The sequence below is a fragment of the Actinoplanes rectilineatus genome, from assembly GCF_000962825.1.
Lineage (GTDB): Bacteria > Actinomycetota > Actinomycetes > Mycobacteriales > Micromonosporaceae > Actinoplanes > Actinoplanes rectilineatus.
Map to the genome: position 1 here is coordinate 1 of NZ_JZKF01000044.1, position 21,262 is coordinate 21,262.

Consider the following 21,262-nt stretch of genomic DNA (forward strand, 5'->3'; position numbering starts at 1 on the left):
CTCGGCATCGCGCTGCTCGGCCGGCACACCTATGACCCGCGGGCTCTGGACTGGCTGGGTTCCACGCCGGCCCTGGCCGGTTGCCTCGGACTGTGGACGACCGATAGCGATCAGCTGGAGCTTGCCGGCGAGTACCGGGTGACGGCCTCGGACGCCGCGATGTATCGCGCCAAGACCGCCACCCGAGACAACTATAAAAGCGACTGCCCGTACGCGCTTGACAACTTTCTGGAACCGATTCCAGACTGACCGGCGAACCGATCGATCGATGTCGAAAGATCAGGGAGTCGCCGTGCCGGTGACGATCAAGGATGTCGCGCGTCTGGCCGGGGTCTCACAGTCCTCGGTCTGCCGGGCGCTGGCCCACCCTGACCAGGTCAGACCGGAGACCCGGGAGCGTGTCGAGCGGGCCGCACGGGACCTCGACTACCACCCCAACCGGGCCGCCCGCAGTCTGATCACCGGCCGCACCGGGACCATCGGCGTGATCCTGCCGGACCTCGGGAACCCGTTCTTCCCGGATGTCGTCAAGTCGATCCAGACCCGGGCCCGCCGCGCCGAGCACGCGGTGCTGTTCAGCGACACCGACGAGGATCCGACCGTCGAGGCGCCGGTGATCGCCGCGATGGCGCGGCAGGTGGACGGCCTGCTGCTCTGCTCGCCGCGGGCCGCCGACGAGGAGCTGCGCGCACTGGCCGGGCGCAAACCGATGGTGGTGCTCAACCGGCGGATCACCCCGTTCCCGTCGGTGACCGCGGACAACGCCGACGGGATGCGCCAGGCGGCCGCCCATCTGCACGCGCTCGGGCACCGCCGGGTGGCGTACGTGGCCGGCCCGCGCGCCTCCTGGTCGAACCGGGACCGGCTGCGGGGTCTGCGGGCCGCGACCGCCACCCGGGACATGACCCTGATCGAGATCGGCAACGTGACGCCGACCGTGGACGGCGGCGCGGCCGCGGCCGATCTGGTGGCCGCCTCGCCGGCGACCGCGGTGCTCGCCTACAACGACCTGATCGCGCTCGGCCTGCGGCAACGGTTCCAGGCCCGGGGCATCGACGTGCCGGGCCGGATCAGCATCGTCGGCTTCGACGACATCCTGGTCGCCGCGCTGGTCGACCTGACCACGGTGGCCATCGCCAGGGAGCAGATCGGGCGCGTCGGAGTCGAACTTCTTTTAGCCGAAATGTCGAACAAAGCGGACAAGCCGCGAAAGACGACGGAAACCCAGCTCAGAGTACGCGCTTCCACCGGACCACCACCCCTCGTCTAGAGGAGAGCCGTCATGCGCAGAACAGCCGCCACCATCGCCGTCTTAACCCTCCTCACCGCCTGCAGCCCGCCCGAGAACAACGCCGCGAACACCAAGACCGACGGCCCCGTCCCCGACAAACCCGCCGCCGCGGTCACCCTCAACGTCCTGGACGTGGCCGGCAACCTCCAGCTGACCCAGGGCATGATCGACGACTTCGTGGCCAAGAACGGTGACGTGATCAGCAAGGTCACCTACACGAAGTCCACCGCGCCGGAACTCGTCGGCAAGATCAAGGCGCAGCAGGCCGCGAACCGGGTCGATCTGGATCTGGTGCTCACCGGCGTGGACGGCCTGGCCGCCGGCATCGACCAGGGACTGTGGCTGCCGCTGCTGCCCACCCACGCCGCACGGCTGACCGGCATGAACGCGTACTCCGAGGGCGCCGCCGCGATGCAGGAGCTGGCCGGCGGCAACGGCGTGACGGTCACCTACTACCCGTCCGGACCGCTGATCGAGTATCTCCCGGCGAAGGTCCCGGCCCCGCCGGCGAACGCGCAGGCCCTGCTCGACTTCGCCAAGGCCGACCCGGGCGCCGTGCAGTACGCCCGGCCGTCCAACTCCGGCCCCGGCCGCACGTTCCTGATGGGCCTGCCGTACCTGCTCGGCGACAGCGACCCGAAGGACCCGGTCAACGGCTGGGAGAAGACCTGGGCGTACCTCAAGGAGCTCGACAGATACATCACCCTCTACCCCTCCAGCACCAGCGAGACGATGAAGAACCTGGCCAACGGGTCCACGAAGATCATCGCGTCGACGACCGGCTGGGACATCAACCCGCGGGTCCTCGGCACCGTGCCGAAGGAGGCGAAGGTCGGCACCCTGGCGGGCTTCCACTGGGTCACCGACGCGCACTACGCGGTGATCCCGAAGGGCGTCCCGGTCGACAAGCAGGCCGCCGTGCTGTCCCTGCTGAACTGGATGCTCACCCCGGAACAGCAGGCCAAGGCGTACGACAAGGGCTACTTCTACCCCGGCCCGGCAGTCAGGGACGTCCCGTTGTCGATGGCTCCGGCGGACAGCCGGCAGGCCATCACCGAGTTCGGCCGGCCCGAATACGATCAGCTGATCGCGGACAATCCGCTGGAGACACCGCTCGACGCGAAGGCCCTGGTCGCCGCCTTCGACCGCTGGGACAGGGAGATCGGCGGCTCGAAGGTGTCGAAGTGACCGGCTTCGACCGTCTGCGCCTGGACGGCGTGACCCGGCGTTTCGCGGGCGCCGACGCCCTGACCGACCTGACCCTGGAGATCCGCCGGGGCGAGTTCATCGCCCTGCTCGGCCCCTCCGGCTGCGGCAAGTCCACCGCGCTCAACTGCCTGGCCGGCCTGCTCCCGCTCAGCGGCGGCAGCATCTGGCGCGACGACACCCGACTCGACACGCTCCCCCCGGAGAAACGCGGGTTCGGGATGGTCTTTCAGAACTACGCGCTGTTCCCGCACATGTCCGTCCAGAAGAACATCTCTTTCGGACTCTCGATGCGGGGTGTGCCGCGCGCCGAGGCACGGCGCAGGACCACCGAGGCGATCCGTCTCGTGCACCTCGAGGAACACGCGCGCAAGCTTCCCGGCCAGCTCTCCGGGGGCCAGCAGCAGCGGGTGGCGATCGCGCGGGCGGTGGTGGTCGAGCCGTCGCTGGTCCTGATGGACGAGCCGCTCTCCAACCTCGACGCCAAACTGCGGCTGGAGATGCGCACCGAGATCCGCCGCCTGCACCAGAGCCTGGGCCTGACCACCGTCTATGTCACCCACGACCAGGAGGAGGCGTTGTCGCTGGCCGACCGGCTGGTGGTGCTGCGCGACGGCCGTGTCCAGCAGATCGGCACCCCCGAGGAGGTGCACACGCGCCCGGCCAACCGGCACGTCGCCGACTTCATCGGGTTCCGCAATCTGCTGCCGGGCCGTTTCTCCTCGGCCTTCTTCCACACCGAGGGGGTACGCGTGAAAGGGACGCCCGTGGGCACCCTCGAGGACGGCGGGCCGGCCGTGGCGGCGATCCGTCCCGAGGACGTGACGCTCACCGGCGAGCTGGACGCCACCGTGGAGGTCGCCGAGTACCAGGGCCGGGAGATCGCCGCCGAGGTCCGCACCGACGACGGCCTGGTGCTGCACCTGCGCACCGACCGCCGGCTGGCACCCGGTGACAAGGTCAGAATCGGTCTGCCGGCCGACCGACTGCTCATCTTCCCGTCATGACCACCGTCGCGCTCAGTCACCGGCTCGCCGACCGGGGCATCGACCGGCAACTGCTGCTGCTCGTGCCGGCCACGGTCTTCGTGGTCGCACTGTTCATCTATCCGTTCGCGTACGGGATGTCGGTGTCCCTGCAACCGGCGCAGGGCGGGACGTTCGCCGCCTACCAGGCGTTCTTCACCGACGCGTACCAGCGCGACACCATCACCACGACGCTGGCGATCGCGCTGCCGGCCGCCCTGCTCAACGTGCTCGCCTCGGTGCCGATCGCCTACCGGATGCGCGGCCGGTTCCGCGGCAAGCGGCTGCTCACCACGATCCTGGTCGTGCCGATCACGCTGGGGACCGTACTGACCGCCGAGGGCCTGCTGAACTTCCTCGGGCCGGCCGGCTGGGTCAACCGCCTGCTGACCACGATCGGCCTGATCGACACTCCCCTGCGGTTGACCAACAACTACACCGGGGTGTTCCTGTCCCTGGTGATCACCGGGTTCCCGTTCGCGTTCCTGCTGGTGCTCTCCTACCTGTCCGGTATCGACCCGAGCCTGGAACGGGCCGCGGCGACGCTCGGGGCCGGCTGGCGGCAGCGGTTCCTCCGGATCACCCTGCCGCTGCTCGCGCCGGGGCTGGCCACCACGTTCTGCCTGACGTTCGTGCTGGCGTTCAGCGTCTTCCCGTCGGCGATCCTGGTCGGCGACCCGTCCGGCAGCACCCGGGTCATCTCGATCGCCGCGTACGAGGCCGCCTACGTCCGCTACGACTACGCCGGAGCGTCCGCGGCCGCGATCATCATGGGCGCCGTCGAACTGCTGGTGATCAGTGTGGTGCTCGGACTGCGGGCTCTGCTCTACACCGGCTCGACCGCGGGAGGCAAAGGGTGAAACGTGCTGTAGTCGCCAGCCCGGCCGCCTGGCTGGTCTGGGGCACCGTGGCGATCTTCTTCGTCGGCCTGGCCGGGGTGATCGGCTCGGTGGTGGTCAACTCGGTCGGGTTGCGCTGGTTCGACTCGTGGCTGCCCGAGGCCTGGACCACCCAGTGGTACGCGCAGGCCTGGGACGAGTTCACCCTGCTGCCCGTCCTCACCGTGACCCTGGTCGTCTGTGCGCTGGTCACCGGCGTCTCGGTGCTGATCGGGGTGCCCGCCGCGTACGTGCTGGCCCGCCGTTCCTTCCCCGGCAGCCGCGCGCTCTACCTGCTGTTCCTGCTGCCGATCCTGATGCCGCCGATCACGTACGGGATCCCGCTGGCAACCGTCCTCTACAAGTACGGCCTGGCCGGTCACCTGTCCGGTGTGGTGCTGGCGAACCTGGTGCCGTCGGTGCCGTTCGTCATCCTCACCATGACCCCGTTCATCGAGCAGATCGATCCGACGGTGGAGCGGGCCGCCCGGATGTGCGGGGCCGGAACCCGGCACGTCTTCACCCGGATCCTGGCGCCGCTGCTCGTACCCGGCATCCTCGCCGCCTCGATCCTGGTGGTGGTCCGCACCGTCGGCATGTTCGAGCTGACCTTCCTGACCGCCGGACCGGACTCGCAGACCCTGGTCGTGGCGCTCTTCTACTCGATGTCGGCGGCCGGGATCCGGGCCCAGCAGTCGGTCGACGCGATGGCGGTCATCTACTGCGTGATGATGCTGACCCTGCTGGTCGTCGCGCTGCGCTTCGTCAACCCCACCCAGCTGGTGGCCCGCGTCAAGGAGGACCCCGAATGAAGATCGCTGATGTCCGGGTGATCGTGACGTGTCCGGGACGGAACTTCGTCACCCTGAAGATCGTCACCGAGGACGGGGTGAGCGGGGTCGGGGACGCCACGCTGAACGGCCGGGAGCTGGCCGTCGCCGCCTATCTGACCGAGCACGTGGTGCCGTTGCTGATCGGGCGGGACGCGTCCCGGATCGAGGACACCTGGCAGTTCCTCTACAAGGGCGCTTATTGGCGACGTGGGCCGGTGACGATGAGTGCCATCGCGGCTGTCGACACGGCTTTGTGGGATATCAAGGGAAAAGTCGCTGGTTTACCCCTTTATCAGCTCTTAGGAGGACGCTCGCGATCCGGTGTGACTGTTTACGGTCACGCTAACGCCGTCGACGTAGAGACCGTTTTATCGGAGATTTCATCGTATGTTGCGCTCGGCTATCGCGCGGTTCGGGTGCAAACCGGCATTCCCGGTCTTTCCTCGACCTATGGCGTTTCCGACGACAAGATGTTCTACGAGCCCGCCGACGCGGCGCTGCCGACGGAGAACGTCTGGTCGACCGAGCACTACCTGCACCACGTACCCAAAGTATTCGCCGAGGTTCGTAAGGAGTTCGGGCCGACGCTGAAGCTGCTCCACGACGTGCACCACCGGCTCACCCCGATCGAGGCGGCCCGGCTCGGCAAGTCGCTCGAACCGTACGCGCTGACCTGGATCGAGGATCCGGTGCCGGCCGAACTGCAGGAGGGCTTCCGCCTGATCCGGCAGCACACCACCACTCCCCTGGCGGTCGGCGAGGTCTTCAACACGATCTGGGACTGCCAGGAACTGATCACGTCGCAGCTGATCGACTACATCCGGACCACCGTCGTACACGCGGGCGGTATCACCCACCTGCGGCGCATCTTCGACCTGGCGGCGCTCCACCACGTGCGCAGCGGCTCGCACGGCGCCACCGATCTGTCCCCGGTGTGCATGGCGGCGGCCCTGCACGTGGACATCGCGATCCCCAACTTCGGCCTGCAGGAGTACATGCGGCACACGCCGGAGACCGATCTCGTCTTTCCGCACGGATACCGGTTCGAGCGCGGATATCTGCACCCGTCCGAGGAGCCCGGGCTGGGCGTGGACATCGACGAGGAACTGGCGGCACGCTACCCGTACAGTCCGGCGCAGTTGCCGGTGAACCGCCTGGAGGACGGGACCATGCACAGCTGGTGACCGGTCGATAGTGTTCCTCCCGTGATGCCCCTGCTCGTGACCACGCTGTTGACTCTTCCCACGGTGGCCCTTCCCACCGGGGCGCCGCAGCCGGTGTGCCGCGTCGACGACGACCGGCTGCGGGAGATCTCCGGGATGGTCGCCACGAGCAGCGGGTACATCGTGGTCAACGACGGCGCCGACGACCCGGCCGGCCGCCGGATCTTCTACCTGTCGAAGAAATGCAAGGTCACCAAGACTGTCGCCTACCCGTCCCGCCCGCGCGACACCGAGGACATGGCCCTCGCCGCCGACGGCACCCTGTGGGTGGGCGACATCGGCGACAACGGCAAGAACCGCGAGACGATCGCCGTGTGGCGGCTGGCTCCGGGCGCCAAGAGCCCGAAACTGTTCCGGCTTACCTACCCGGACGGCCCGCACGACGCCGAAGCCATGATCGCGCTGCCCGACGGCACCCCGGTGGTGATCACCAAGGACGCCGGGCGGGCCGGGCTGTACCGTCCGGACGGCAAGCTGAGCGCCACGAGGAGCACCCCGATGCGGCACGTCGGCGACTTCGACGTTCCGGGCACCACCACCGCCAACCCGTACTCGTTCGTCGGCCGGCTGGTCGTCACCGGCGCCGCCACCAGCGCGGACGGCCGCCGGGTGGTGATCCGCACCTACGCCGACGCGTTCGAGTTCGACGTCCCGGACGGCGACCCGATCCGCGCGATCACCTCGGACACGCCGCGCGAGATCCCGCTGCCGGACGAGCCGCAGGGCGAGTCGGTGGCCTACTCCCCCGACGGCGAGTCCCTGCTCACCATCTCGGAGAGCCAGGAGGGCGCACCGAGCGACCTGCTCGCCTATCCCCTCCCCGCGAGCGACTCCGCGTCCCCGTCGCCCTCCGCGGGCGTGGCCGCCGCATCGCCGACGGCCGGGAAAGCCGCCCCGCAGGCGACCACCGCGACCTCGACGACCGGGGTTCCGGCGGGTGCGCTGGTCGCCGGTGGAGTGCTGCTCGCCGCGGCGGCGCTGCTGGGCACGGCGATCAGCCGTCGACGGCGGTCGGGGTCCAGCCCACGCGAGGGGCAATGAGGGTCGCCGCGGCGGCGACGGTCTTATCCCATGGACCGAATAGGATATACCCGTGAGCTTTCACATCCGGTCGGCGACCTGGGACGACCCGGACGGCATGGCGTTGCGCGAGGCCATGCGCGTCGAGATGCGCGAACGCTACTTCGACCGCCCGGCGATGGTGGTGACCAGCGAGAACATGCTCTGGATCGGCGTGGCCACCACCCCGGACGGCACCCCCGTGGGACATGCCGCGCTGCGCCGCCACGGGCCCGACGTCGAGATCAAGCGGATGTACGTGACGCCGGCGTGGCGTGGTCGCGGCGTGGCCTCGGCCCTGCTCGATGCGATCGAGTCGACGGCGGTCTCGTTGGGAGCGCCGCGGATCATCCTGCACACCGGGGATCGTCAGCCCGACGCGATCGCCCGCTATGTGAAACACGGGTACACGCCGATTCCGGTGTACGAGCCCTACACCGATCACGTGGGCGCCAACTGTTTCGCGAAGCCGCTGGATTGACCGGCGATCTCAGCCCGGTGGTGGCGGCACGGGCCGGACAACCGGGAAGATCGCGATCAGTCACGGGACTTCGGTAGGTCGTACCCTATCCGGGGTTTCTGACGTCATGGGTGCGCAGGTGGCCGCACATGCCGGAACGCACCTCCGAGCTCTGCGGGGCCGAGCGGAGCGAGGATCGGCGCAGGTGGGAGCCGTCGCCGGCGCCCAAGGCGGTGAGGATCGACGCGGTCCGCGCGGCGTCCACCTCGGCCGTCTCCGACCAGAGGGTGTGCCAGTCCGCGACACGCGGGCGGACCAGGGCCACCGCGTGGTCGTAGAACTCCTCCAGCAACGCCGGGTCGGACAGCAGCCGGCGGAAACCCCGCACCGCCAGTTCGCGGCGCTCCGGGACGGGCAGCGCGACAGCCTCGCGGTACCGATCAGGATCGGTCACGACGTCCGGCGGGAAGGTCATCACGGCGTCGCCCGCCTCCGGGAGACCCGCATTCGACATGATCACCAGGACCTGCAGGTCACCGTGGTTGACGGCCCGGTGGATCACACCCGGGCTGAACCAGATCAGGTCGCCCGCCCGCAACGGGGACTGGCGCAGTCCCGCGGTGTCGAGCGTGTGCAGTTCGCCGGAACCGCCGATCACCGCGTACGCCTCGGTGGACGCCAGATGCAGGTGCGGGGTGCCTCCGGCCAGGCCGTCCGCGGCGCAGACGCCGTCGTAGACGGAGAGCCTGGTCACCGAGGTCCCACCCGGGAAGACCGTCACGACAGCGCCGCCCGGCCGTGCTCGGCGAGGGCCGCGGTGCCGGATTCGCCCCGGTCGCCGGCGGCGATCACCACGGCGTAGCGGAAGGCCAGTGTCTCACCGTCCGGAAGGTCGAGTTCCTCGCTGAAGAACGGCGCCGGATTGAGGCAGGCGAATTGCTCGCTGCGGGCGAACCATTGCGGCGGGTGCTGCGGATTGGTGGTGTCGTCGACGATCAGCACGGTCGACGCGGTGCCGGTGCCGTCGTGCCGCCCCCGGAAGGCGAACCACTCGGCGCGCTTGCCGCGCAGGTCGTCGGCGCCGACACCGTCGGGTGACTGGACGACGCCGTCGGTGAAGGAACGCGGACCGCGCCAGAACAGTCCGCCGTATCCGGCGTTCTCCCGGCCTTTCGTGGTGGGTGAGGCGAACGTCAGCGTCGCGCCGGAGACGTTGGTCATCGCCGTCTCGAAGACGAGTGTCCAGATGCCGTCGTCGACCAGGGCCGGTTCGAGTGCCCGCTCCTCCCGGATCACCGGGGCGCCCTGCTGGGAGATCCAGTTCAGCGAGTGAGCGATCCGCCTGTCCGAGATTTCGGAGATTTCGTCATGGATTGCGCTTCCATTGTTCTCCAACTGCACGTAGAACTGGCCGTGCACATACGTCGGGCCACCCCAGAAATTGTGTTCGCCGACGTACGGCAACGACCAGGCGATCCCCTTGTGCCAGACGTGGTCGTGCGGCCGGAACAACGAGACCACGTCACCGGTCAGCGTGCGGATCGGGTGCAGATAGGGCTTCGGCGACTCCAGCTGCGGAGTCTCCGGACGATAGACGTAGGTGAACAGCTCCACGTCACCGGCCGACACCGTGACCGACTTTCCCACCGCGTGCACCACATCGAGACCCGTCATCACCACGGCGTTCCCTCCCCGTCCATCCGCTCGGCGAACGGGCTGTCCGGCCCGATCTCCCCCGCCCGCACCGGCGCACCGGTGAACGCCGACGCGTACAGCGCTGCCACGAATTCCATCGTCTGTCGTGTCTCCTCGATGCCGACCGGCAGCACACCACCGCCGTCCAGCGCGTCCAGCACCGCGGTCAGCTGACCGCCATGACCACTCGTCACGGTCGACGACGCCTCCCAGTGCACCGTCTCCCCGGGCGCCGGGGTCACCGTCCAGTCCGCGTCGCGATAGCCGTAGAGATGCTCGAGTTCGACGGTCGCGCGCTCGAAATCGAACCGCAGCGCGGAGGTCTGCCGCGGCGACACCACCGAGTTGACGACCGAGGCGAGGGTCCCGTCGGCGAACGTCACCAGCGCCATCGAGACGTCCTCGGTATCCACCTTCCGGGAACGCCGGCCGGCCACCGCGGTCACCTGTTCCCACGGCCCGAGAATCGAGAGCAACAGGTCGAACTGGTGAATGCCGTGCCCCATGGTCGGCCCGCCGCCCTCGGTCTCCCACTTCCCCCGCCACGGCACCGCGAAATAGGCGGCGTCGCGATACCAGAGGGTGTTGCAGGTGGCGAGCAGGGAGCGGCCCAGCTCCCCTTTCGCGATCATCTCGCGCAGCCGCACGGCGCCGCTGCCGAACCGGTGCTGAAACACCGTGGCGACCTGCGCGCCGGTCTCCGCCGACGCCGCCGCCAGCTGATCGATCTCGGCCAGCGACAGCGTCGGCGGCTTCTCCAGCAGCACGTTCACCCCGGCCCGCAGGCACTCCAGGGCGAGCGGCGCGTGCGTCGACGGCGGCGTGCAGAGATGCACCAGGTCAAGACCGCCTCCGGCCAGCAGCGCGGTCAGGTTCGGCGCCACGCCGGGCGCATGCCAGGTGTCGGCGAAGGTACGCGCCCGCGCGCCGTCCACATCGACGACGGAGGTGAGCGTGATCCGGTCCCGGTGGTCGGACAGTGCCTGGGCGTGGGCGGCGGCGATGGCGCCCGTGCCGACGATGGCCGCGCGATGCATGTGACTCCTCCGGTGCCGATCTGAGCGGCGTCGATCTCGGCCTGCAGTTCCTTGATGAACCCGGCGGCCGCCTGGTCGGGCGTCTGGCGCTTGAACAGGACCTCCTCGGTCCAGCGCTTGACGATCTTCTCGATGTCGCCGGCGCCGAAGAAGCACGATGAGAGTCGATGCCGGTGTGCCCTCCGACATCGATGGAAAACGTATTCCGCAGTGTGCCGCGCGTCATCGTGGACGGTCAAGTGTTTCGATCAGATGACGCCGGAACGCATCGACGTGCTGTCCCGGACCACCAGCGTGCCGGTCACCCTCTGTCGCTCCGGCGCCCGGCCCGGAGTCAGAGCGAGCTGGATGCAACGGGCACCGATCTCGGCGAACGGGATGGCCACCGTGGTCAGCCGGGGCGTCACGTCCGCGGCGAGCGGGATGTCGTCGAACCCGGTCACCGACAGCCGGCCGGGCACGTCCACCCCGGCCGCCCGGCACGCGGACAGCGCACCGATCGCCACCAGATCGTTCACCGCCACCAGAGCGCCGGTCTCCCCCAGCCCGGCGGCGATCAGGCGCGCGGTCGCCGCGTATCCGCCCTCGCGGGACACCTCGCAGTCGACGACCCGCACGTCACCGCCGCCCAGGCCCTCGGTGAAGCCACGGACCCGCGCCGCCGCGAACGTCCGGTCCCGGGTCCCGCCGAGCACCACGATCCGCCGGTGCCCGGTGGCGGCCAGGTGCTCGCCGACCAGCCGGGCCGACCCGTGATCGTCCACCCCGATCGCGTCGAACGGCGTGTCCAGATCACCGTAGGTCACCACCCGGCCGCCGCGCCGTTCGTAGGCGAACAACTCCTCGGCCAGCCGCGCGCCGTACGCGGTGGTCGCCGTCCAGCTCGAGGTGATGACCAGCGCCCGCGGGCGGAACGCGCACAGGGTCCGGACCGTCTCCAGCTGGCGGGCCGGATCACCCCGGGTCGCCGACACCGTGACGAACGCGTCGACGGCCCGGGCCCGCCGTTCCATCGCCGCCACCACCTGCGCGATCGACGGCGTGGTCAGATCGTCGGCGACCAGGGCGATCGCGTCGCTCTTACGGCGCATGGCCCGCGCCGACACGTCCACGGTGTACCGCAGGGCCGCGGCCGCCTCCAGCACCCGGCGGGCGTTCTCCCCGCCCACCGTACGTGAGCTGCCGCCGAGCACCCGCGAGGCGGTCGCCACCGAGACTCCGGCTGCGGCCGCCACCTCCCGCAGGGTCACGGTCGGCCTGGCTGGGTGCGGCACGCTCGTCCTCCTTCTACCGGCGCTTCACCGGCGTCCCTGATAGACCCGGAAGTCGTCCAGGTGCACCTGACCGTAGTTGGAACTGTTCGCGAAGTACTCGACCTGGGCCACCCCGTCCATCGGGGCGCGCAGGGCCGCCCTGCTCAGCACGGTGGTTCCGTCGACGAGCAGGTCGAAACGCCGGTTGGCGACGTCCACCACACACTGGACGTGGTACCAGCGGCCGAGCTCGTAATCGCCGAGGGTTACCGTGCCGGTCCCGGAGTAGGCGACGATCCTCCCCCGGTCGAAGGCGACACTGACCGCGTTCACGCCGCTCGTGCCGCGCAGGTAGGGGACGCCGAACCAGTGGTTGCCGGAGACGTACGGGTCGTCGCGCATCACCCGGCCCTCGACCGTCACCAGCCCCTTCAGCGGCGGGTCGAAGGCCCGCACGACACTGGTGCCACCGCTGTCGGCGGACCGGGTCAGACGCAGGTGGCCGCCGACCACCTCGACCGCGCCGCCGGAGTGGCTGACGGTCAGGCCGTTGGTGCCGGTGGCCAGCGGACCGTCGGGCAGGTCGTCGAAGGTCTGCAGATCACGCTCGTCCGGGACGTCGGCGAGCAGGATCAGGGTGCCGGCCGGCGTGGTCGTGGCGGCGGTGACATCCAGGCCGTCACGGGTGGCCGGGGCCAGGCCGTCCCGGGTCGCGGTGATCGTGTGGTCGTCGCCCACCGGCACGTCCACCAGGGTGAACGTGCCGTCGGCGGCGCTGCGGGTCTCCGCCACCGCACCCTGGACGGTGATGACGGCGCCGGCGACGGGCTGCCCGGTCTGGTCCTGGACCTGGCCGCTGATCCGGCCGACAGTGCTCGTCGACGTGAGGGTGAAATGCAGGGTGGCGCGCCGGGCCGAGACGGCGATGTCCGCCTGCCCGGTGGAGTAGCCGTCCCGCGTGGCGGTGACGATCACCGAGGCGGCGAACGGAACGTCCGGGAGGGCGTACCAACCGTTGGCGGCGGTCGTCGTCGTCCGGGCGCCGACGGCCACCACCGCGCCGGACAGCGGGACGCCGTTCGGGTCGCGGACGAAACCGGCGATGGTCTCGGTGGTGGCGCCGGGCGGTGTCGCGTACTCGAAAGCGCCCCGATCATCGACGCGCGGAACACCGGCGAAATCACGGCCACCGTCGTCGGGAATCGCCGTTCCGGTGTCGATCGCGGGCGACGCGGCACGCACCCGGAAAGCGTGCGCGGTGGTCAGCTCGGGACCCGACGCGGCGGTGCCATAAGGTCCGGTCACGGCGGGATTCAGGAACAGCGGATCGGCGACGATCGCCCGCGCGTCACCGGGTACGGCGGCATCACTGTAGAGATTCGCGTCGTACGTGATGGTGGGACTCGTCGTCAGCACCGCGCCGGGACGGGTCGTGGACAGGACGTTGTTCCGCACCTCGTAGGTGGCGTTGAGGGAACTCCCGTACCCGTAGATGAGAAAGTTGCTCCGGTCGTTGTGGACGGTGTTGTGGTAGATCTGGGCGCGGGCGGCCCGGTCGGAATGCAGATAGATCTGATGGCGGCTGTTGCTCGCGATCACGTTCTCCCGGACCACCACGTCGCCGAAGACGAACTGGCAGAGCAGGATGCCGTCGCCGTTGTGGTGCACGTAGTTGTACTGCACCAGGTGACGGGTGGTGCCCTTGTCCGGGTCGATGCCGTTGGAATCGGCGCCACCGGCCTTGGCGGTCGTCTCGTACACCTCGTTGAACTGGATCGTCACGTCGTCGGAGAAATAGGACTCGATACCGGACGTGCCGGTGCGGTGGACGACGTTGTGTTCGACCACGGCGCCTCGGACGTCGGTCAGATAAATACCGTTGCAGCCGTACGCGGTCCCGCTCTGGGTGATGAAGTTGTTCCTGATCGTCACGTCGGTGTGTGGGGCGAAAGCGGGATCCGTCGCACTGGTCCGGGTGCCCCATCCGGTGGGAACCGCCTTGTCACCGGTGTACTGCTTGACGACGATCCCGGCGAACGACGTGTCCCGGACCGTGGAGTTCTGCACCAGCACGTCGTTGAGAATCGTGGGCGTCTCCGGCGGCGCCAGCGGATCCGGAACGGTGGTGTCCAGCACGATGCCGCCGGTCCTCTTCGACCGGTCCCAGCCGGTGCCCTTGTTCATACCCGGCTCGCTCTCCGCCGGATCACCACTGATCCAATTGACCTCGCCGGTGACGTCGTGCACGTCGACCGCGTCGATGACGAAACCGTCCAGGATCTGGCTGTTGTCGCCGCCGACATGCAATCCGCGCAGGTCCCGGAGATTCTCGCCGGGCATCCCGGTGGGCGGATTCGCATTGGTGATCTCCAGATTGCGAATCGTCCAGTGTTCCTGATTGAACAGGCGGACGGCGTCGGCGACCACGCCCGCCCCGTCGATACGGGGTTTGGCGCCGGGCCCGTAGCGGTCCACCACGATCGGACGGCCGGCGGCGCCCGAACCCTTCGGCCAGAGCTGACCAGTCCACGACTGGCCGGAACGCAGCAGAATCCGGTCGCCCTGGTGGAAGGTCGTGGTGTTGACCCGGTCGAGAGTGCGCCAGGCGGAACGCGGGCCACGGCCGGAATCGGCGTCGTCACCGGTGCCGGCGTCCAGGTAGTAGGTCGTGCCGGATCGGTGCTCCGGACGGTGGACCGGGGTCTGCGGAATCGCGACTGTCAACGCCAGCGCGAGGAGAGCTTTCCAGGACATGGGTGTGCCACTCCTTGTCGTCCGGGTGGCACAGCACGGGCGGGCCCGCGCCCCGGTGATACAGGTGGGGAAAACGTATTCCGGATTGTGCGGGGCTCATCGACGAGCGTCAAGCGCGGGTGGCAGAATGGTGCTGGTGGAGCGGGATGACACCGGCGTCACTCTGCACGACGTCACTCTGCACGGCATCACTCTGCACAGCGTCACTCTGCACGATGTGGCGCGCGAGGCCGGGGTCTCCTACGCGACGGCGTCCCGCGCACTGAACGGCAGCGACCGCACCGTCCGCGCGGACAACGCCGCCCGGGTCCGCGACGCGGCCGACCGGCTGGGCTACACCCCGGACCTGTCCGCACAGGCGACAGCACGCGGATCCAGCAGCACGGTGGCACTGGTGGTCAGCGACATCGACGACCCCTACTTCTCGTCGATCGCGGCCGGTGTCACCGAGGCGGCCACCGACGCCGGGCTCATCGTCACGATGGCGATCGCCGACCGCTCCCCCGGCCTGGAACTGCAGATCGTGCGGGCACTGCGCGGCCATCGCCCCCGGGCCGTCATCATCGCCGGAAGCCGGATCGCCCCCGCCGCCTCCACCTCCGCTCCCGCCTCCTCCGCTTCCGCCGCCGCTTCCGCCGCCGCCGCTTCCGCTTCCGCTTCCGCTTCCGCTTCCGATGACGACGACACCCGGGCGGCGCTGATCGCGGAGTTGGCCGCCTATCAGCAGGCCGGCGGGCGGGTGGCGCTGATCAGCCAGGACGACCTGCCGTTCACCACGCTGGCCATCGACAACACCGGTGGTGCGCGGCAGCTCGCGCTCGACCTGGCGGGACTCGGCTACCGCCGGTTCGCCATCGCCCACGCCGACGACAGCATCCGCACCTCCCACGACCGGCGCCTCGGTTTCGCCGCCGGACTGGCCGAGGCCGGTCTGCCGCCGCCTGCCCTCCTGCCCACCGATTTCACCCGGGCGGGCGGCCGCCAGGCGGCGCTGGATCTGATCGCCCGCGGCCACGGTGACCTGGAACTGGTCTTCGCGGTGAACGACGTGATGGCCATCGGCGTGATGACCGGCCTCCGCGAATCCGGCCTGCTGCCCGGCCGCGACCTGGCCGTGGCCGGCTTCGACGACATCAACGCCGCCGTGGACGTCTCCCCGGCCCTGACCTCGGTCCGGGTGCCGTTGCACGAGCTGGGCCGCCGCGCTCTCGCGTCGGCCCTGGCCGAGCCGCCCCCACACACCACCACCGACCGCGCCTCGGCCGCTGTCTCCGGCCCGATGTCCGTCCCGATCCCGGTAGAGGTCATCCTCCGTCCCAGCACTCCCACCCGCCGCCACCCGTGAACCACCGTCGGTGAACCACCGGCTGCAGCCACCGTCGGTCAACCACCGTCGGTCAACCACCGGCTGCAGCCACCGGCTGCAGCCACCGTCGGTGAACCACCGTTCGCAAGTCCTGAAGACGACCCGCCCACCCGGCCGCCGCCCACAGATCCTCAGCCTCGAAGAACGGCTCGCCCACGCCAGCCGTCGCGGACGGTTCCCGGACAGCGGCACGACGACCGCAGACGACGGCCGAACTTCGCCAGCCGTCGTGAGTGGCTCCTCCACCACCGAATCTCGACCGTGCACGACGGCTGAAGCGAGCGGGCCGTCGCCGGCGGCTGTTCCGAACGCGTTTTCCGACCATCAACGACGGCCCACCCGGGCCGGCCGTCGTGAGCGGCCGCCCGCAAAAGCGAAATCGACCGCTGCCACCGGCCGACGCGGGCCAGCCGTCGACCACGGCCGGCCGACACCCCCGCAACAACCCACAGCGGCCCGCCGCCACTCGGCGCCCCGCCGATCCGGGCCGTCGAGCACGGCTGACCGCAGCAGGAGTTCCAACCGTCGACGACGGCAGACCGACTCCGGCATGCCCGGCACGCGATCTTCAGCCGTACGAGACGGCCGAGCGGGACGCCAGCGAACCGCCGAACGGGGCGCCCGGAAAACTAAACGAGACGCCCGCGAACCGCCGAACGGAACGCCAATGACAGGATCGGGATCATGACTGCTGCCGCGCCGCTGGATCACGAGGCGGCCGCCCGTCTCTGGGAGGAGTACTCCCGGGGCACCCCGCACCTCGCCGACGCGGAGTACACCGTCGAACGGTTCGGGGACTCCGCCGAGATGGCCGACGAACTACTCGGCCTGGTGCTGCACGGCGGGAAGCGGGCCACCGCGTCGCTGCTCGCCGACTTCGCGCACGACAAGACCCCGCTGCCCCGGATCGGCGTCCACTGGATCGTGTGCGACGGTTCCGGCACGCCGCGGGCCGTGCTGCGCACCACCGAACTGCGCATCGGCCCGTTCCACAGCGTCGACGACGCGTTCGCCTGGGACGAGGGGGAGAACGACCGTACCCGCGACGGCTGGATGCGCGAGCACAGCCGGTATTGGCAGCGAGTCCGCGCCGCGCAGGGCGCCACCTGGTCAGAATCGGACGAGGTGCTGTTCGAACGATTCCAGGTGGTCCACCCCCGTTAGACACGTTTCGCGGTCAGGGCGCGAAGCCCGTACGCGTGCTGGCTTCAGGCGCGCTGAGCACCCGAAGTCACCACATCCGTGGTGGCATGTGGTGATTACGGCCGCGCTCAGCGCCCCAAATCACCACACGGATGCTGACCATGGAACGTTTCTAGTCGTCGTCCTCCCGCGTGGTGACCTGCAGTTGCGGCACGCCGCGGGCGCAGTCGAGTTCCACCTTGAGCCGCACGTGCGAATCCGTGTCGCTGCGGAACTCGCCCTCGTCGTCCTCCTGCTCGTGCACCGACCAGCCCTGGGCCGGTGACAGGGAACGGATCCGCTGACAGTCGAAGACCACGATCCCGCCGCGGGTGGCCTGTGACCTGACATCGGACGACGCCGACGGCTCGGACCGGGAAGGAGAAGACGACGGAGAGGAAGAAGACGGAGTAGGGGAAGACGCAGAGGGAGAAGAGGACAGTGACGGGGCCGCCAACGCACGCAGCTCCCGTTCCACCTGCTCCTCGCTGAGCGAGGTGGTCGTCTGCCGGGACGTCAGGCCGGCACCCACCGTGGTGATGCCGACAACGCCCACGAGCACGGCGAGGCCCACCGCCACCAGCCAGCCGGTGACGATCACCAGGGGTCGCCGGCCCAGTCGATCGAGAAGTCGCACCCCACCACTGTGCGCCCCGGCACGATAAGACGCGTACCCGGGCACGATAAGGATCGGTTAAGGCCTTACCGGCGGCCCGAGCTGGACGGATACCGTGCAGCGGTGGCCCGACTGCTCCTCATCGAAGACGACCCGGCGATCCGGGGGCCGCTGCTGCGTGCCCTCCGGGAGAAGGGGCATGCCGTCGCGGCCTGCGCCGCGGCCATGGAGGGCCTGCAGACGGCGCTGGCCGAACGACCGGATCTGATCGTCCTGGACCTGGGCTTGCCCGATCTTGACGGGCGGGAGCTGCTGCGGATGCTGCGCGCGGTGAGCCGGATTCCGGTGATCGTGGCGACCGCCCGGGACGAGGAGGCCGAGATGGTCCGGTTGCTGGATGCCGGCGCCGACGACTACGTGGTGAAACCGTTCACGGCGGCGCAGCTGGACGCGCGGATCCGGGCCGTGCTGCGGCGCGGCGGCGTCACCGAGGAGACGTCGCCGGAACTGACTGTCGGCGGCCTGCGCATCGACCCGGCGGCGCGGACCGTCACCCTGGACGGCACGGCGGTGGAGTTGAGCCCACGCGAGTTCGATCTGCTGCACCATCTGGCGCAGAAGGCCGGGCAGGTGGTGACGAAACGGGAGCTGCTCGGCGAGGTGTGGCAGGTACCGTACGGCGGCGCCGACAAGACGGTCGACGTGCACCTGTCGTGGTTGCGGCGCAAGCTCGGCGAGACCGCGCAGGAGCCGCGCTATCTGCACACCGTCCGGGGTGTCGGGGTACGCCTGAGCGAGCCCGCATGAGACGCCGCCTGACACTGCTGGTCGCCGGCACGACCGTGCTCGTACTACTGGCGTTCCTGATCCCGATGGCACTGTTGGTCCGGCAGGTGGCGGCCGACCGCGCGCTCAGCCGTGCCGACGACGTGGTGCAGACGATCGTGCCGCTCGTCGGGGCGGGCGACGTGACGGTCCTCGAACTGACGGTGACGACTCAGCCCGTACCCGTGACGGTCTTCATGCCCGACGGCACCGTGATCGGCGCTCCGGCCGCCCCCACCCCCGCGGTCCGCCTGGCCGCGGCCCGCGGCCGTGCGCTGACCGTCAAGACCGATAGCGGTCAGGAGTTGGCGGTCGCCGTGGTGGGCACCGCCGGAAACGCCGTGGTGCGAACCCTGGTCACCAACGCCGAGATCAACCGTGGGGTCGGTCGGGCCTGGCTCACCCTGGCCGGACTCGGCGTGGTGCTGGTACTGCTGGGTCTCCTGGTGGCGGACCGTCTGGCGCGGTCCATCACGGTGCCGATCATCGAACTCTCCGAGGTGTCACATCGCCTGGCCGGAGCCGAACTGAACGCCCGCGCCGAGCCCGCCGGGCCGCCCGAGCTGCGCGAGGTGGCGGGCGCCCTCAACCATCTCGCCGGTCGCATCCAGGACCTGCTCCGCGCCGAACGGGAACGCGTAGCCGACCTCTCCCACCGCCTCCGCACCCCACTCACGGCCCTGCGCCTGGAGGCCGAGTCGTTGCGCGACGCCGACGAGGCGGCCCGGATCACGTCCGCTACCGATCAGCTGGAGCGAACCGTGACCGCCCTGATCCAGCAGGCCCGCCGCAGGGACACGGCCCCGGCCACGGTGTCATGCGACGCAACCGCGGTGGTCCAGAATCGGGTGGCGTTCTGGGCGGTGCTGGCCGAGGACACCGGCCGTGACGTGCGACGACACCTGCCGTCCACACCACTCCCGGTCGCGGTGGCCGCGGACGATCTCGCGGCTGCCCTGGACGCGCTGCTCGGCAACGTCTTCGCCCACACCCCGGACGGCACCGCACTGTCGGTCACCCTGGCCGCACACGAGGGCGGCGCCCTCCTCACGGTCGACGACGCGGGCCCGGGTTTCCCGGCATCGGCGGTCAGGCGCGGCGTCTCCGCGGCGGAATCAACCGGTCTAGGCTTGGACATAGCCCGCCAGATCGCCACCACGTTCACGATCAGGCGGTCCGCCGCCGGAGGCGCCTCGGTCCAGCTCATCCTCAAAACCCCTTGAGGGGTACGCGCTGCCGTAAGTCCCGTCTCCCCCGCCATCGACGGCCGGCCGCTCCGACGAACGGGTGCACCAACCGCCTGAACAGAGATCGCACCCGCAGTCGAGTCACATCCGCAGTCCCGGTTCAGCCGCCGTCGCGGTGCAGCCGCCGTCGCGGTGCAGCCGCCGTCGCACCTGACTTTGGGTGCGCTCGCAGCCCTGCCAGGGACAACAAACGCACCCGATCACAGCCTCGGGTGCCCCGACCGCCCCGCTAAGACGGCAAACGCACCCAACAGCGGCTTCGGGTGCGCCGACCACCCCGACGCAGACCCGCTCCGAGCTTGGGTGCGCTGGCCGCCCTGATAAGGACTGCAGCGGCACCCGGAAATGACTTTGGGTGCGGTGTGTGCCCACTGCCACGTCGGCTGTCATGACCTGCGACGCGGGTAGGCCCCGCGGCGCAAACTCGCCGCGGGGCCGTGGAAGGTGGGGGGATGTAGTAGTTCGTCCGATTGGTCGGCGACGCCACGCGAGCGGGCAGGCCGAGGCCCCAGGCGAGCGGCAGGCCGAGACGAGCGGGCAGGCCGAGACGAGCAAGCAGGCCGGGTGAGCGGGCAGGGTGGGAAAGGTCAGTCGTCGGAGCTGCGACCGCCGTGACCGCTGTCGTCGGAGCCCGAGTCGTCGGAGCCGCGCGCGTGGTGACCGCTGTCGTCGGAACCGCGACCGCGGCTGTCGTCGTCGGCTCGGTTACGGAGGATTGCGCCGGTGGTGGCGTTCACGTCGATGTCGTACTCGACGCCGTTGTTCCAGATTTCGACGTCCCAGACCAGGATGCCGTGTTCGGTCTCCCGCTCGATGTCCTCTACCCGGCCTCCGCCGGCCGCCCGCAGAGCGATCTGCCCGGCCTGCTCAGCGGTGATCACGGCGCCCCGGGAGGAGCCGTTCGTCGCGGAACTGCTCGGGGAGGTGGGCGGGTTCGTGTCGTCGGAGCGGCGGTTCGGGTTGTCCTCGCCGGTGCTCGCCGAGCTGCTCTGGGAGGCGGAGGCGGAGGCAGAGGCAGAGGCAGAGGCAGAGGCAGAGGCGGTCCCGTCGTCGAAGCCGCGGCTCTGGCTGTCGTCGAAGGTTCCCGTCACGTCCGGCGACTCCGACGGCGACGACGTGGCCGAGGATGAGGCGGACGGGTTCGGGCTGTCGGAGGCGGCTGCCAGGGCCATGCCGCCCAGGCCCAGGGCTGCGATCGTGCCGACGGTGATCGCCACTGCGGTGCGGGTCTTCCTCATGATGCGTACCTCCGTGATTCCGACGTGTTTCCGTCGTGTGGTGCTACTTCGTTCTGACAGGAGGAACTTTCGCG

Annotated in this window: 20 protein-coding genes; 13 read left to right on the forward strand and 7 right to left on the reverse strand. The window is 69.8% G+C overall.

What is annotated here, in order from left to right:
• From WH85_RS51715 to WH85_RS28370, 9 genes are all read left to right on the forward strand, one after another.
• A partial coding sequence (locus tag WH85_RS51715; RefSeq protein ID WP_045745078.1) for a hypothetical protein occupies window positions 1-249 on the forward strand: 249 nt, incomplete at its 5' end.
• A gap of 49 nt (window positions 250-298) precedes the next feature.
• Window positions 299-1,270 (forward strand): LacI family DNA-binding transcriptional regulator, encoded by a 972-nt coding sequence (locus WH85_RS28335; RefSeq protein ID WP_245674127.1) that lies wholly within the window; start codon window positions 299-301, stop codon window positions 1,268-1,270.
• Window positions 1,271-1,282: 12 nt separating this feature from the next.
• Window positions 1,283-2,479 (forward strand): extracellular solute-binding protein, encoded by a 1,197-nt coding sequence (locus tag WH85_RS28340; RefSeq protein ID WP_045745080.1) that lies wholly within the window; start codon window positions 1,283-1,285, stop codon window positions 2,477-2,479.
• On the forward strand, window positions 2,476-3,504 hold the full coding sequence (locus tag WH85_RS28345) for an ABC transporter ATP-binding protein (protein WP_045745081.1): 1,029 nt from the start codon (window positions 2,476-2,478) through the stop codon (window positions 3,502-3,504). Before WH85_RS28340 ends, WH85_RS28345 begins: the two co-directional genes overlap by 4 nt.
• On the forward strand, window positions 3,501-4,382 hold the full coding sequence (locus WH85_RS28350) for an ABC transporter permease (protein WP_045745082.1): 882 nt from the start codon (window positions 3,501-3,503) through the stop codon (window positions 4,380-4,382). The genes WH85_RS28345 and WH85_RS28350 overlap by 4 nt, the downstream gene beginning before the upstream one ends.
• On the forward strand, window positions 4,379-5,212 hold the full coding sequence (locus tag WH85_RS28355; RefSeq protein ID WP_045745083.1) for an ABC transporter permease: 834 nt from the start codon (window positions 4,379-4,381) through the stop codon (window positions 5,210-5,212). Before WH85_RS28350 ends, WH85_RS28355 begins: the two co-directional genes overlap by 4 nt.
• On the forward strand, window positions 5,209-6,417 hold the full coding sequence (manD, locus tag WH85_RS28360; RefSeq protein WP_045745084.1) for a D-mannonate dehydratase ManD: 1,209 nt from the start codon (window positions 5,209-5,211) through the stop codon (window positions 6,415-6,417). The genes WH85_RS28355 and manD overlap by 4 nt, the downstream gene beginning before the upstream one ends.
• Before the next feature lie 24 nt (window positions 6,418-6,441).
• A complete protein-coding gene (locus tag WH85_RS28365; RefSeq protein ID WP_045745129.1) occupies window positions 6,442-7,497 on the forward strand; it encodes an SMP-30/gluconolactonase/LRE family protein in 1,056 nt (351 codons plus the stop codon).
• Window positions 7,498-7,549: 52 nt separating this feature from the next.
• Window positions 7,550-7,996, forward strand: a complete 447-nt coding sequence (locus WH85_RS28370; protein WP_045745085.1) for a GNAT family N-acetyltransferase — start codon at window positions 7,550-7,552, stop codon at window positions 7,994-7,996.
• Between the two features lie 85 nt (window positions 7,997-8,081).
• On the opposite strand, the gene WH85_RS28375 is transcribed toward WH85_RS28370, so the two are convergent.
• From WH85_RS28375 to WH85_RS48230, 5 genes are all read right to left on the reverse strand, one after another.
• Complete coding sequence (locus WH85_RS28375; RefSeq protein WP_211275467.1) at window positions 8,082-8,729, reverse strand: cupin domain-containing protein; 648 nt, start codon at window positions 8,727-8,729, stop codon at window positions 8,082-8,084.
• Window positions 8,730-8,752: 23 nt separating this feature from the next.
• Window positions 8,753-9,649, reverse strand: a complete 897-nt coding sequence (locus WH85_RS28380; RefSeq protein WP_045745130.1) for a DUF6807 domain-containing protein — start codon at window positions 9,647-9,649, stop codon at window positions 8,753-8,755.
• Window positions 9,649-10,707, reverse strand: a complete 1,059-nt coding sequence (locus tag WH85_RS28385; RefSeq protein WP_045745087.1) for a Gfo/Idh/MocA family protein — start codon at window positions 10,705-10,707, stop codon at window positions 9,649-9,651. Before WH85_RS28385 ends, WH85_RS28380 begins: the two co-directional genes overlap by 1 nt.
• A gap of 248 nt (window positions 10,708-10,955) precedes the next feature.
• The gene (locus WH85_RS28390) at window positions 10,956-11,981 is read right to left on the reverse strand and encodes a LacI family DNA-binding transcriptional regulator (RefSeq protein WP_083449316.1); all 1,026 of its coding nucleotides are present in this window, start codon (window positions 11,979-11,981) and stop codon (window positions 10,956-10,958) included.
• Between the two features lie 24 nt (window positions 11,982-12,005).
• Window positions 12,006-14,714, reverse strand: coding sequence for a carboxypeptidase regulatory-like domain-containing protein (locus tag WH85_RS48230; RefSeq protein WP_063775552.1), 2,709 nt, complete (start codon window positions 14,712-14,714; stop codon window positions 12,006-12,008).
• A gap of 136 nt (window positions 14,715-14,850) precedes the next feature.
• Between WH85_RS48230 and WH85_RS28400 the strand changes: the two genes are divergently transcribed.
• Both WH85_RS28400 and WH85_RS28405 read left to right on the forward strand, forming a co-directional pair.
• Entirely contained in the window at window positions 14,851-16,059 is a 1,209-nt protein-coding gene (locus WH85_RS28400) for a LacI family DNA-binding transcriptional regulator (protein ID WP_211275468.1), read from the forward strand.
• Between the two features lie 705 nt (window positions 16,060-16,764).
• Window positions 16,765-17,244 (forward strand): ASCH domain-containing protein, encoded by a 480-nt coding sequence (locus WH85_RS28405; protein ID WP_045745089.1) that lies wholly within the window; start codon window positions 16,765-16,767, stop codon window positions 17,242-17,244.
• Window positions 17,245-17,395: 151 nt separating this feature from the next.
• Here WH85_RS28405 and WH85_RS28410 read toward each other — a convergent pair whose 3' ends face one another.
• On the reverse strand, window positions 17,396-17,899 hold the full coding sequence (locus WH85_RS28410; protein ID WP_045745090.1) for a hypothetical protein: 504 nt from the start codon (window positions 17,897-17,899) through the stop codon (window positions 17,396-17,398).
• A gap of 102 nt (window positions 17,900-18,001) precedes the next feature.
• Here WH85_RS28410 and WH85_RS28415 point away from each other — a divergent pair, with 102 nt between their 5' ends.
• Both WH85_RS28415 and WH85_RS28420 read left to right on the forward strand, forming a co-directional pair.
• The gene (locus tag WH85_RS28415) at window positions 18,002-18,685 is read left to right on the forward strand and encodes a response regulator transcription factor (protein ID WP_045745091.1); all 684 of its coding nucleotides are present in this window, start codon (window positions 18,002-18,004) and stop codon (window positions 18,683-18,685) included.
• The gene (locus tag WH85_RS28420; protein ID WP_045745092.1) at window positions 18,682-19,926 is read left to right on the forward strand and encodes a sensor histidine kinase; all 1,245 of its coding nucleotides are present in this window, start codon (window positions 18,682-18,684) and stop codon (window positions 19,924-19,926) included. The genes WH85_RS28415 and WH85_RS28420 overlap by 4 nt, the downstream gene beginning before the upstream one ends.
• Window positions 19,927-20,537: 611 nt before the next feature.
• Here WH85_RS28420 and WH85_RS49080 read toward each other — a convergent pair.
• Entirely contained in the window at window positions 20,538-21,188 is a 651-nt protein-coding gene (locus WH85_RS49080) for a PepSY domain-containing protein (RefSeq protein WP_083449317.1), read from the reverse strand.
• Window positions 21,189-21,262 lie beyond the last annotated feature (74 nt).

Excerpts from the sequence above, each read along its gene's own strand:
- WH85_RS28365 (WP_045745129.1), top strand. The coding sequence starts at position 6,442 with ATGCCCCTGCTCGTGACCACGCTGTTGACTCTTCCCACGGTGGCCCTT.
- WH85_RS28340 (WP_045745080.1), top strand. The coding sequence starts at position 1,283 with ATGCGCAGAACAGCCGCCACCATCGCCGTCTTAACCCTCCTCACCGCC.
- WH85_RS28380 (WP_045745130.1), bottom strand. The coding sequence starts at position 9,649 with ATGACGGGTCTCGATGTGGTGCACGCGGTGGGAAAGTCGGTCACGGTG.
- WH85_RS28405 (WP_045745089.1), top strand. The coding sequence starts at position 16,765 with ATGACTGCTGCCGCGCCGCTGGATCACGAGGCGGCCGCCCGTCTCTGG.
- WH85_RS49080 (WP_083449317.1), bottom strand. The coding sequence starts at position 21,188 with ATGAGGAAGACCCGCACCGCAGTGGCGATCACCGTCGGCACGATCGCA.
- WH85_RS48230 (WP_063775552.1), bottom strand. The coding sequence starts at position 14,714 with ATGTCCTGGAAAGCTCTCCTCGCGCTGGCGTTGACAGTCGCGATTCCG.
- WH85_RS28350 (WP_045745082.1), top strand. The coding sequence starts at position 3,501 with ATGACCACCGTCGCGCTCAGTCACCGGCTCGCCGACCGGGGCATCGAC.
- manD (WP_045745084.1), top strand. The coding sequence starts at position 5,209 with ATGAAGATCGCTGATGTCCGGGTGATCGTGACGTGTCCGGGACGGAAC.
- WH85_RS28420 (WP_045745092.1), top strand. The coding sequence starts at position 18,682 with ATGAGACGCCGCCTGACACTGCTGGTCGCCGGCACGACCGTGCTCGTA.
- WH85_RS28385 (WP_045745087.1), bottom strand. The coding sequence starts at position 10,707 with ATGCATCGCGCGGCCATCGTCGGCACGGGCGCCATCGCCGCCGCCCAC.